This window comes from Streptomyces endophytica, assembly GCF_026153355.1.
Classification (GTDB): domain Bacteria; phylum Actinomycetota; class Actinomycetes; order Streptomycetales; family Streptomycetaceae; genus Streptomyces; species Streptomyces endophytica.
The window spans coordinates 2,693,074-2,704,614 of sequence record NZ_CP110636.1 but is presented as its reverse complement, the minus strand read 5'-3'; the positions used below and the strand labels follow the sequence as shown (position 1 = coordinate 2,704,614).

The window sequence follows — 11,541 nt, the reverse complement described above, 5'->3', positions numbered from 1 at the left end:
TCGCAACTATGACCACGTTCCGCAAAAGCACCCCGCTGCGCAGAGCGCTCCTCCGTGCCGCCCTGCTGGCGGCCGCGGGCCCCGCCGTCACCGTGACGGCGGCCCAGGCCGCCCTCGCCGCCTCCGCCGGCAACTGGGCCCACCCGGTCGCCGCCCGCTACCGCATCAGCTCGCCCTACGGCGTGCCCGGCGCCTGGCAGGCCGGTCACCACACCGGCATCGACCTCGCGGTCCGCACCGGCGCCAAGGTCAGGTCCGTCGGGCCCGGCACCGTCGTCCTCGCCCGGCGCTCGGGCGCGTACGGCAAGGCCGTCACGATCCGGATGCGGGACGGCCACTACACGCTCTTCGGGCACCTCTCCCGGATCACCGTCCACCCCGGCCAGCACGTCCGCGCCCGCACCCGCCTCGGCTACGCCGGCGCCACCGGCCGGGCCACCGGCCCCCATCTCCACTTCGAGGTCCGCACCCGCCGCCACTACGGCTCCGACATCAACCCCCTGGCCTACCTGGCCCGCCACGGCATCCGCCTGACATGACGTCCGCCCCCGCCGACCGGCCACGGCACCGAACTCCCCCTGACGCAGGGCCGGTCCCGCCGCACACAAACGAAAATCCCGCCCGATCGAACCGATCGGACGGGATTCACGAAGTGCGTGGACCTGAGGGGACTCGAACCCCTGACCCCCTCGTTGCGAACGAGGTGCGCTACCAGCTGCGCCACAGGCCCTTGCGACGAGTGAAACTCTAGCATCTCGGTCGCGGTGCTCGGAAATCGCTTCCGGTGCTGGTCAGCGGAGGGGCGGCCGGTGTGGCGCGGGTCACTCGTTGGCGGCGCGGGGGCGGTCCTCGTCCTCGTACTGGTCGAAGAGGGGGGTGCGGCCGCGGGTGCGGCGGCCGGGGGCGGGGCGGTCCTGCTGGGGGGCCTCGGGCTGGGTCCGTTCGGAGGCGGCGCTGGAGCGGGCGGAGCTCCAGGCGTCCTCGGCGTCGAGGTCGACATGGCTGGTGGCGCGCGGGGCGACCGGGGCGGTGACGTAGGTGGGGAGCGGGACCGGAACGGGGTCCCAGCTGCCGGCGGGGCGCGGGCGCTCGCGTTCGCGCTGCTGGTCGACCCACTCGGCGTGGTCGGTCTCCTCGACGACGGCGCGGCGGCCGGCGGTGGGGGAAGGACGGGAGGCGGGCGCCGGGCGGGGCGCTTCCACCGCGGCGTCGGCCGGGTGGTCGGCACGGACGTCGACCGGGTGCTCGTCGGCGGGTGGCTGGTCGGCGGCCTGGCGGGGGCGGCGGCCCTCGCGCAGGCGCTGGGCCGCGGCCTCCGCGCGGCGCTGGTCCATGGTGAAGGTGAAGCGGCGGCGCTCCTGGGCGCGCAGGTAAATGATGTACGCGGTCAGGAGGAGGGCGGGGGTGGCGGGCGCCCAGAGGAACGGGGTGCCGCCGACGGCCGCGACGATGGCGCCGGTGGTGAAGGTGAGGAACAGGATGGTGATGGTGCGCCGGCGGCGGGCGAGGACCTTGGCGCGCTTGGTCCGCTCGGTGAGCGAGGGCCGCGGCGGGGCGGGCTGCACGCGGGTGAGCGGAGCCGCGGGCTCCTCGGCGGGAAGGGGGTCGGCGAAGGGCCCGGCGGCGGCCTCGTCGGCCGGCTCGTCCGGGTCCACGTCGTCGTCCGCCTCGTCGGCCGGGTACTCCCCGCGCTCCTTGTCGTAGCGGCGCTGCATGGCCGCACGTCCGGACAGCAGCCGGATGGCGGTGCTGAAGCGCTCGGTCGGACGGGCCTCGTTGAGCTCATCCTGTCTACGGAGCCACATCGGCACCAAGTAGGCGGCCCAGGCCCCGACGATGACTGCGTAGATGAGGCCGCTGCTTCTCACAACTCACACGGTAGAGGGGTTTGCAGGGGGCCATCCGCCAATTGGGCCGGTGTGTCGCACGATCTGGCTGATATCTCGAACTTTTTTGTGATGGTAGAGATCCGCACCCACCCCAATCCGGCCAATCAGGGATTGCATTCGAACGTTTATTTTATTTGTGGGGGCGTGCCGGGGGCGGTGCCTGGCCTGCTGGGTTTCTCCCGGCGCCAGCGGTTGAGCAGGCCCTCGGGCACTTCTTCCGCGGTGAGCGCGTAAACGGCGTGATCCCGCCAGGCGCCGTCGATGTGGAGGTAGCGCGGGCGGATGCCTTCCTCGCGAAAACCGAGCTTTTCCACCACCCGCCGGCTCGGGGAGTTCTCCGGGCGAATGCAGACCTCGATGCGGTGCAGCCCGACGGAGCGGAAGCAGTGGTCGACGGCGAGCGCCACGGCGGTCGGGATGACTCCGCGCCCGGCGACTTCCTGGTCGACCCAGTAGCCGATGTGGCCGGAGCACATCGAGCCCCAGGTGATGCCCGCGACGGTGAGTTGCCCGACGAGGCGGCCCTGGTATTCCACGACGAACGGGAGCATCCGGCCGGCGTGCGCCTCCGCGCGCAGATGGCGGACCATCTGGCGGTAGGTGGGCCGGTGCGGCGGGACGAGACCGGGCGGGGGCGGCGGAATGGTGGCTTCCCAAGGGCGCAGCCAGTCGCGGTTGCGGCGGTTGACCTCGCGCCAGGCCCGCTGGTCGCGCAGCTTTATGGGGCGGAGGGTGATCTCACCGTCCGTCAGGACCACGGGCCAGGGCGCGTTCAGCTCGGGCTCCCGGAGGGCCTGGGATGGTCGCCGCCGCGGATCTGGTCGACGGCGTGCGGCAGCAGGTCGGCCAGTACGGCGAGGCCGTCGCGGACCCCGCCGGAGGAGCCGGGGAGGTTGACGATCAGGGTCGTGCCGGCGACGCCGGCGAGGCCGCGGAGAGCGCCGCGGTGGGGACCTTGTCGCGGCCGGCGGCGCGGATCGCCTCGGGGATGCCGGGAACCTCGTAGTCCAGGACCCGGGCGGTGGCCTCGGGGGTGCGGTCGGTGGGCGAGATGCCGGTGCCGCCGGTGGTGAGGACGACGGCGTAGCGCGACGAGTCGACGGCCCGGCGCAGGGCGGCCTCGACCGGGTCGCCGTCGGGGACGACCTCGGGGCCGTCGACCTCGAAGCCCATGGCGGCCAGGCCCTCGGCGAGCAGCGGGCCGCCCTTGTCCTCGTAGACGCCGGCCGCGGCGCGGTTGGAGGCGGTGACCACCAGGGCGCGGGCGGTGGTCATGACCGGCTCCAGTCGCCGGACTTGCCGCCGGTCTTCTCCTCGACGCGGATGTCGGAGATCACCGCGGCCTTGTCGACCGCCTTGATCATGTCCACGACGGTGAGGGCGGCGACGGAGACGGCGGTGAGCGCCTCCATCTCGACGCCGGTGCGGTCGGTGGTCTTGACGGTGGCGGCGATCTCCACGGCCTCGTCGGTGACCGAGAGGTCCACCTTCACGCCGGAGACGGCCAGCGGGTGGCAGAGCGGGATCAGCTCGGGGGTGCGCTTGGCGCCCATGATCCCGGCGATCCGGGCGGTGGCCAGGGCGTCGCCCTTGGGCATGCCCTCGCCCCGCAGCAACTCGACGACCTGCGGTGACACCAGCACCCGGCCGCGGGCGCGGGCGGTGCGGGCGGTGACGTCCTTGGCCGAGACGTCGACCATCCGGGCCGCGCCCGCCGCGTCGAGGTGGGTGAGGTGTTGCTGGCCGCTGCTCATCGTTCTCCCGGTCCAAACTGCCGCCTGTGGGACGACACCGTACCTCCGGTGGCCGCGGAGCACCCGGTACGGGTTTTCGGGGGCCGGTTATCCGAGCGGGACGACCTCCACGTCGGCGCCCTCGGGGACCTCGGTGGTGTCCTCGGGGACGACGATCAGGGCGTTGGCGTGCGCCATGGCCTTGATCAGGTGGGAGCCGGCGCCGCCGACCGGGGTGACGGTGCCGGCGTCGGCGTCGTAGGAGCCGCGCAGGAACTGCCGCTTACCCTTGGGCGAGGAGGCGAGGGCGGCGGTGCAGCGGGCCGTGGCCGTCGTGCGGTGCACGTCCGGCAGGCCCATCAGGGCGCGGATGACCGGGCGGACGAACAGCTCGAAGGAGACGTAGCTGCTGACGGGGTTGCCGGGCAGGGCCAGCAGCGGGATGCGGTCGGGGCCGATGAGGCCGAAGCCCTGGGGCTTGCCGGGCTGCATCGCGAGCTTGCGGAACTCGACCTTCCCCTCGTCGTCGGAGAGGCCGGCCAGGGTCTCCTTGACCACGTCGTACGCGCCGACGCTGACGCCGCCGCTGGTGACGAGGACGTCGGCCCGGATGAGCTGGTCCTCCAGGGTGGCGCGCAGGGTCTCGGCGTCGTCGGCGACCGCGCCGACGCGGTAGGCGAGGGCGCCGGCGGCGCGGGCCGCGGCGGTGAGCTGGAAGCTGTTGGAGTCGTGGATCTGGCCGGGGCCCAACGCCTCGCCGGGCTGGACCAGTTCGCTGCCGGTGGACAGCACCACGACGCGGGGGCGCGGGCGGACCCGGACCGTGCCGCGGCCGAGGGCGGCGAGCAAGCCGATCTGGGAGGGCCCGAGGAGGGTGCCGGTGCGCAGGGCGAGTTCGCCCTGGGTGACGTCGCTGCCGCGGGCGCGGACGTGGGCGCCGGCCGGGCCGGGCGGTGGATGCGGACCTCGCCGCCGGCGCCCTCGGGGGCGGCGCTGGCCGCCCGCATCGTGGCGGCCGGGCCGGCTCCGGCGCCGCCGTCGGTCCATTCGACGGGGACGACCGCCTCGGCGCCGGGCGGGAGGGGGGCGCCGGTCATGATGCGGGCGGCCTGGCCGGGGCCGACCTCGGGGAGCTCGCCGCTGCCGGCCGCGACGTCGCCGATGACGGTCAGGGTGGCCGGGGCGGCCTCGGTGGCCCCGGCGACGTCGGCGGCGCGGACCGCGTAGCCGTCCATGGAGCTGTTGTCGAAGGGCGGCAGGGGGACGGTGACGGTGACGTCCTCGACCAGGACGCAGCCCTGGGCGTCGAGGAGCTGCAGCTCGATCGGGTCCAGCGGGGCGATCTTCGACAGGACGTCGTCGAGGTGCTCGGCCACCGACCAGACGCGGTCCGGGTGGCTGGTCTGGCCGGTGGCGTGGTTCAACGTCCTACATCTCCTCGGTGACGTAACTGCGAAGCCAGGCCCGGAAGTCGGGGCCCAGGTCCTCACGTTCGCATGCCAGTCTGACAATGGCACGCAGGTAGTCGCCACGGTCACCGGTGTCATAGCGCCGGCCCTTGAAGACGACGCCGTGCACCGGGCCGCCCAGCGACGGGTCGGCGGCGAGCGCCTGGAGGGCGTCGGTGAGCTGGATCTCGCCGCCGCGGCCGGGGTCGGTCTTGCGCAGCACCTCGAAGACGGCCGGGTCGAGGACGTAGCGGCCGATGATCGCGAGGTTGCTGGGGGCCTCGGACGGGTCGGGCTTCTCGACCAGGTCGGAGACGGTGACCACGTCGTCGTCGCCGGTGGGCGCGGCGGCCGCGCAGCCGTAGAGGTGGATCTGGGCCGGGTCGACCTCCATGAGGGCGATGACCGAGCCGCCGTACTGCTCCTGCACCTCGACCATGCGGGCCAGCAGGGGGTCGCGGGGGTCGATCAGGTCGTCACCGAGGAGCACGGCGAAGGGCTGGTCGCCCACGTGGGGCGCGGCGCACAGCACCGCGTGGCCGAGGCCCTTGGGGTCGCCCTGGCGGACGTAGTGCATGGTCGCGAGGTCGCTGGATTCCTGGACCTTGGCGAGGCGGGACTCGTCGCCCTTGCGGTGCAGGGCCTCTTCGAGTTCGTAGTTGCGGTCGAAGTGGTCCTCGAGGGGGCGCTTGTTGCGGCCGGTGACCATCAGGACGTCGGAGAGCCCGGCGGCGGCCGCCTCCTCCACCACGTACTGGATGGCGGGCTTGTCGACGACCGGGAGCATCTCCTTGGGTGTGGCCTTCGTAGCGGGGAGAAACCGGGTGCCGAGGCCGGCTGCCGGAATGACAGCCTTGCTGATCCGTGTGTGCGATGGAGTCATGCGCGACACCATAACCGGCCCATTCGGAACGATGATGAGGGTCCGGTGAATAGAGCATGAGAGCGGGAGCAAGGGCACACAGTGAGCAAGCAGCACGATAGGAAACGAAGGTTGCGGCGGGATCTCCAGGAGGTAAGGAGATCGTTGCCACCGGATGTCCTCGCGGCGGCGGGCGAGGCACTGGCCCGACGGACCCTGGAACTGGAGGAGTTGGCGCCGTTCCTCGCCCCGTCGGCGGGGGACGAGGGGGCCGCCCGCCGGCCGACGGTGGCGGCGTACGTGTCGATGGGCTCGGAGCCGCCCACCGGGGCGCTGCTGGACCGGCTGCGGGACGCGGGGGTGCGGGTGCTGCTGCCGGTGCTGATGCCGGACAACGACCTCGACTGGGCGCCGTACGAGGGCGCCGGCGGTCTGGTGCCGGCGGGCTGGGGGCTGCACGAGCCGGCCGGTGAGCGGCTGGGCCCGCAGGCGGTCACGCGGGCGGACGTGGTGCTGCTGCCGGGGCTGGCGGTGGACCGCGACGGGGTGCGGCTGGGCCGCGGCGGCGGCTCGTACGACCGGGTGCTGGAGCGGCTGGACCGGGCCGGGGCGCCGGCGCACCTGGTGGTGCTGCTGTTCGACGCGGAGGTGCGGGACGAGGTGCCGGCCGAGCCGCACGACCGGCGGGTGCACGCCGCGGTGACCCCGTCGGGGGTGCACCGGTTCCGGCACTGAGCCCGCCGGACCGCTGCGTACGCCGGAACCGCCGGGCGCCCCCGGGCGCCGCGGCCCCTCCGGACCGGGCCCGAACGCCGCCGGGCGGGCCGGAGATCGTCCCGTGGGAGATCTCCGGCCCGCCCGGCGGCTCGTTGCGGCTGCGGCCTTACGGCGACAGCGTCAGGGTGTCCTTGCCGGCCTTCTTGACGGCGTCCTCGCTGTACGGCCAGGACAGCAGCTCGCCCTTGGCCCACTTGTCGGTCTGGTCGTAGTAGTGGGCCTCGTAGGCGTGCCCGGAGGCGCCGGTGAGGTTGATCCAGCGGGACTTGTCGAGGTCGGCGAGGTTGACCACCATCCGCATGGACGGGACCCAGGTGACCTTGTAGCCGCTGGCCGCGTTCCAGCCGGTGGCGTCGACCGCGGCCTCACCGCCGCCGACGTTCCACGGGCCGCGGTTGAACAGGCCCTGCAGCATCCCGGGGCCGTCGGTGCCCAGGGTCTGGTTCTTCAGGAACATCTGGTGCAGCCGGCCCCAGGTCCAGTTGTCGATGTTCTTGCCCAGCTTGGAGGTCAGCTCGTAGCGGGCGTCCTTCATGGCGTGCGCGAGGAGCTGGTCGCGGTTCTTGTCGCCGGGGCGGCCGGGCCGGTCCTCGGTCTTCCACCAGGCGTTGCCGGGGTCGTCGAGGATGTTGCGGACGACCTCGTACCAGCGGTCGCCGCCGTCGGGCTGGGCGGTGTCGCCGGCCCGCTCGCCGCATTCGCGGACGTACTTGTCGTTCTCGTCGGCGGGGCCGGTCTCGTCGGCCGGGCGGACGGTGAGGCACTGGCCCTCGGGGCGCAGTTCCTTGGGCATCTTGTTGCCGAAGGCGAGCTTGAGGGTGTTGCGCCAGACGGCGTTGAAGTAGGCGGCCGCGGCGGAGTCGGGCTCCTGGGTGAAGTCCCAGCCCTCCAGCAGCTGCTGGGCGTCGCGGACGTACTTGTCCTTGATGTCGATCTTCGTCAGGTAGGGCGTCAGCAGCCGGGCGATCTCACTGCTGTTGTCCTTCTGGAAGGCCTGCATGTCGTCGGTGGAGACCTTGCCGCCGTCCTTGATCTTCGACTGGATCAGGTCGTTGATCCGCTGGCTGCGGGAGCCGTAGCCCCAGTCCTTGGTGATCAGGTACGGGTACTTCTCGTCGGTGACGGCCTGGTTGGCGGTGACGATGTAGCCGCGCTCGGGGTTGTACTCGTACGGCAGGGCGGACTGCGGGATGTAGCCCTTCCACTGGTAGCGGGAGTCCCAGCCGGGCGCCGGGTAGGTGCCGTCGAAGTGGCCGTCGCCCTTGCCGCGGACCGGGATCCGGCCGGGTGCCTGGTAGCCGATGTTGCCCTTGGTGTCGGCGTAGATCAGGTTCTGCGAGGGCACCTCGAAGTGCGCGGCGGCCTTGCGGAAGCCGGTCCAGTCGTGGGCGCGGTCGAGCTCGAAGACGGCGTCCATGGAACGGCCGGGGTCGAGCGCGGTCCAGCGGAGCGAGACGGCGTAGCCGTCGCCGCGGTCCGGGGCGGCGTTGCCCACGGGGGCGTCCTTGCCGACGTTGCCGAGCTCGTCGTCGCGGTCGGAGACGATCGGTCCGTTCCTGGTGGAGCGGACGGTGATCTGGTGGCTCCCGCCGCCGGCGACCTTGATGGTCTCCTTGCGCACGAGGAACGGCCGCTGCTTGTCGTCGAAGAGGTAGCCGTCGGCGTTGACCTTCTCCAGGTACAGGTCGGTGACGTCGGCGCCGAGGTTGGTCATGCCCCAGGAGATGTCCTGGTTGTGGCCGATGACGACGCCGGGCATCCCGGAGAAGGTGAAGCCGGAGACGTCGTAGCCGCACTTGGGGCCGGTGTTACGGCAGTGCAGGCCCATCTGGTACCAGAGCGAGGGCATCTGCGGTGCCAGGTGCGGGTCGTTGGCGAGCAGCGGCTTGCCGGTGGGGGTGTGCGCGCCGGAGACGACCCAGGAGTTGGAGCCGATGCCGTTGCCGTTGGGGCCGAGCAGCGCCGGGACCTCGTTCACCGTCTTGGACAGCGAGCTCAGCTGGGACCGCAGTCCGGTGACGGCGCCGCCGGCCGGGGTGGCGTTGGCCGAGCCCTTGGGCGTGAACTTCTTGGTGGCCGGGTCGACCGCGCCGCCGTCCACGATCGGCTTGTTCCGCTGGTACGGGTATGCCGGGTAGAGCTCGTTGATCTGCTGCTGGGTGAAGCGGCTGGTCATCAGGGACCGGTCGATCTCCTCCTGCATGTTGCCGCGCAGGTCCCAGGCCATCGCCTTGAGCCAGGCCACCGAGTCGGCCGGCGTCCACTTCTCCGGCTTGTAGTCGTTCTCGAAGTCCAGCGCCGCGTACTCCAGGGAGAGCGCGGAACCCTCGTGGTCCTTGAGGTAGGCGTTGACACCGGCGGAGTACGCCTGGAGGTACTTCTTGGTGCTGGGCGAGAGCTTGGTGTCGTACTCCTGCTGCGCCACCCGGTGCCAGCCCAGGGTGCGCAGGAACTCATCGGTCTTGACCTGGCTCTTGCCGAACATCTCGGACAGCCGGCCGGCGGTCATGTGGCGCCGGACGTCCATCTCCCAGAAGCGGTCCTGGGCCTGGACGTAGCCCTGGGCGCGGAAGAGGTCCTCGTCGGTGTCGGCGTAGATCTGCGGGATGCCGTTGGCGTCGCGGACGACGTCCACCGGGTCGGTCAGGCCCGGGAGTTTGAGCGAGCCGGTGGTCTGCGGGAACGAGGCTCGGACGGTGCTGACTCCCCAGTACGCGCCGAAGCCGATGCCCGCCACGAGCAGCAGCACGACCGTGATGGCGACGAGGCGGCCGCGCCGCCCCTTCTTCTTCCTGGGGACTGGGCCGGACTTGTTGGCGGGCATCTCTGTCCTTCGAGGGGCAGGGTGGGAGTGCTGGAGCAACCATAGGCGCACGGGTTCGGCGACCCCTACGCGGAGTCACCGCCAGCACCCCCAACCTTCAAGTAATGGTAAATTGTTAGTCTCAGTAACTAGATACGGTAAGGAAAGAGCCCCCGAAGACCACCCCCGGACCGTCGTTTCGGAACCCGTGCGAGGAAGGACCAGCTCCTGACTGTCGACCACCTCAACCAACTCCTGCTGCTCTGCTCGCTCGTGCTGCTCATCGCGGTCGCCGCAGTACGGCTTTCCTCGCGCAGCGGGCTCCCCAGCCTGCTCATCTACCTGGGGATAGGCATCGCCATGGGGCAGGACGGCCTCGGCGGGGTCGTCTTCGACGACGCTCAGCTGACCCAACTCCTGGGCTATGCCGCGCTGGTCGTGATCCTCGCCGAGGGCGGTCTGGGCACCAAATGGAAAGAGATCAAGCCGGCCCTGCCCCAGGCGGCGATGCTGTCGACGGTCGGCGTCGCGGTGAGCGTGGGGGTCACCGCGGCCGGAGCGCACTACCTCGCCGGGCTCGGCTGGCGGCAGGCGCTGCTGATCGGCGCCGTGGTCTCGTCCACGGACGCCGCGGCGGTCTTCTCGGTCCTGCGCAGCGTGCCGCTGCCGGCCCGGCTGACGGGTGTCCTCGAAGCGGAGTCCGGGTTCAACGACGCCCCGGTGGTCATCCTGGTCGTCGCCTTCTCCACCTCGCGAGAGGTCGACCACTGGTACGTCCTGCTCGGCGAGATCGCCCTGGAGCTGGCGATCGGCGCCGCGCTCGGCCTGGCGATCGGCTGGCTCGGCGCCTACTGCATGCGGCACGTGGCACTGCCGGCCTCCGGCCTCTACCCCATCGCCGTCATGGCCATCGCGGTCTCCGCCTACGCCGCCGGCGCACTGGCGCACGGCTCGGGCTTCCTCGCCGTCTATCTGGCCGCGATGATCCTCGGCAACGCCAAACTGCCGCACGCCCCGGCCACCCGCGGCTTCGCCGAGGGGCTCGGCTGGATCGGCCAGATCGGCATGTTCGTCCTGCTGGGCCTGCTGGTCACCCCGCACAATCTCCTCGACGACGTGGTGCCGGCCCTGGTCATCGGCATGATCCTCACCCTCGTCGCCCGCCCGACGTCGGTCTTCGTCTCGCTGCTGCCGTTCCGGGTGCCCTGGCAGGAGAAGACCCTGCTGTCGTGGGCCGGGCTGCGCGGCGCGGTCCCCATCGTGCTGGCCACCATCCCGATGGTGGGCGCCGTCCCCGGCAGCGAGGGCGTCTTCAACGTCGTCTTCGTCCTGGTCGTGGTCTACACCCTGATCCAGGGGCCGACCCTGCCCTGGCTCGCCCGGCACCTCCGGCTGGGCGACGGCGAGGAGCCCGCCGACCTGGGCATCGAGTCCGCCCCGCTGGAGCGGCTGCGCGGCCATCTGCTGTCCACGTCCATCGGACCGGCCTCCCGGATGCACGGCGTCGAGGTCGGCGAGCTGCGGATGCCGGCGGGCGCCGCGGTCACCCTCGTCGTCCGGGACGGCTCCAGCTTCGTGCCCTCGCCGACGACCGTGCTGCGGCGCGGCGACGAGCTGCTGGTGGTCGCCACGGACCCGGTGCGCGACGCGGCCGAGCGACGGTTGCAGGCGGTCTCCCGGGGCGGCAAGCTGGCCGGCTGGCTGGGCACCGGCGCCGCCCCGCGGCGGCACGGTCACGGCCGCCACTGAGCCGCCGTGGGCCCGTCGGGGCGCAATGTGGCGGACATCTCCAAGAAACCCAAGGAAAAGCGGGTGAAGCACTGGCTAATCCCAGGGCCTCACCCGCTCGGGCCTGTACAATGAAGAAGGAACAACGACGAACCACCTCTGCCTGATGCAGAGCTGGCGCGACCGCTCGGCGGCCGCGGTCCCCTGCCATCTGCAGCCACCTCTCGGGGTGCGGACCACGCGGTATCACTCGGTCCAGCGCGAGAGGACAGCTCTCGGCGCGTACCTGTGACGACCTCGC

At 72.0% G+C, this 11,541-nt stretch carries 8 protein-coding genes, 1 tRNA gene and 2 pseudogenes; 3 read left to right on the top strand and 8 right to left on the bottom strand.

Annotated elements, in window-relative coordinates; translation table 11 throughout:
* The first annotated feature begins 8 nt into the window (after nt 1–8).
* The gene (locus OJ254_RS12220) at nt 9–539 is read left to right on the top strand and encodes a M23 family metallopeptidase (protein WP_265362345.1); all 531 of its coding nucleotides are present in this window, start codon (nt 9–11) and stop codon (nt 537–539) included.
* Between the two features lie 118 nt (nt 540–657).
* On the opposite strand, the gene OJ254_RS12215 is transcribed toward OJ254_RS12220, so the two are convergent.
* The 7 genes and pseudogenes from OJ254_RS12215 to galU form a co-directional block, all read right to left on the bottom strand.
* Nucleotides 658–730, bottom strand: a tRNA-Ala gene (locus tag OJ254_RS12215).
* Between the two features lie 91 nt (nt 731–821).
* Nucleotides 822–1,868 (bottom strand): divisome protein SepX/GlpR, encoded by a 1,047-nt coding sequence (sepX, locus tag OJ254_RS12210; protein WP_265362344.1) that lies wholly within the window; start codon nt 1,866–1,868, stop codon nt 822–824.
* 146 nt (nt 1,869–2,014) lie between these two features.
* The gene (locus tag OJ254_RS12205) at nt 2,015–2,647 is read right to left on the bottom strand and encodes a GNAT family N-acetyltransferase (RefSeq protein ID WP_261950942.1); all 633 of its coding nucleotides are present in this window, start codon (nt 2,645–2,647) and stop codon (nt 2,015–2,017) included.
* A gap of 14 nt (nt 2,648–2,661) precedes the next feature.
* A pseudogene (locus OJ254_RS12200) lies at nt 2,662–3,164 on the bottom strand (MogA/MoaB family molybdenum cofactor biosynthesis protein).
* Nucleotides 3,161–3,643, bottom strand: coding sequence for a cyclic pyranopterin monophosphate synthase MoaC (gene moaC / locus OJ254_RS12195; RefSeq protein ID WP_265362343.1), 483 nt, complete (start codon nt 3,641–3,643; stop codon nt 3,161–3,163). Before moaC ends, OJ254_RS12200 begins: the two are co-directional and overlap by 4 nt.
* A gap of 87 nt (nt 3,644–3,730) precedes the next feature.
* A pseudogene (glp, locus tag OJ254_RS12190) lies at nt 3,731–5,046 on the bottom strand (molybdotransferase-like divisome protein Glp).
* A 4-nt stretch (nt 5,047–5,050) separates the two neighbouring features.
* Complete coding sequence (gene galU / locus OJ254_RS12185) at nt 5,051–5,953, bottom strand: UTP--glucose-1-phosphate uridylyltransferase GalU (protein ID WP_261950938.1); 903 nt, start codon at nt 5,951–5,953, stop codon at nt 5,051–5,053.
* 111 nt (nt 5,954–6,064) lie between these two features.
* Here galU and OJ254_RS12180 point away from each other — a divergent pair, with 111 nt between their 5' ends.
* A complete protein-coding gene (locus OJ254_RS12180) occupies nt 6,065–6,667 on the top strand; it encodes a 5-formyltetrahydrofolate cyclo-ligase (protein WP_265362342.1) in 603 nt (200 codons plus the stop codon).
* 148 nt (nt 6,668–6,815) lie between these two features.
* Here OJ254_RS12180 and OJ254_RS12175 read toward each other — a convergent pair whose 3' ends face one another.
* Nucleotides 6,816–9,533, bottom strand: coding sequence for a penicillin acylase family protein (locus OJ254_RS12175; RefSeq protein WP_265362341.1), 2,718 nt, complete (start codon nt 9,531–9,533; stop codon nt 6,816–6,818).
* A gap of 207 nt (nt 9,534–9,740) precedes the next feature.
* Here OJ254_RS12175 and OJ254_RS12170 point away from each other — a divergent pair, with 207 nt between their 5' ends.
* Entirely contained in the window at nt 9,741–11,261 is a 1,521-nt protein-coding gene (locus tag OJ254_RS12170) for a potassium/proton antiporter (protein ID WP_265365130.1), read from the top strand.
* Nucleotides 11,262–11,541 lie beyond the last annotated feature (280 nt).

Bases quoted from the DNA above. Each gene is read 5' to 3' on its own strand.
- galU (WP_261950938.1), bottom strand. From the start codon at position 5,953: ATGACTCCATCGCACACACGGATCAGCAAGGCTGTCATTCCGGCAGCC.
- moaC (WP_265362343.1), bottom strand. From the start codon at position 3,643: ATGAGCAGCGGCCAGCAACACCTCACCCACCTCGACGCGGCGGGCGCG.
- OJ254_RS12175 (WP_265362341.1), bottom strand. From the start codon at position 9,533: ATGCCCGCCAACAAGTCCGGCCCAGTCCCCAGGAAGAAGAAGGGGCGG.
- OJ254_RS12220 (WP_265362345.1), top strand. From the start codon at position 9: ATGACCACGTTCCGCAAAAGCACCCCGCTGCGCAGAGCGCTCCTCCGT.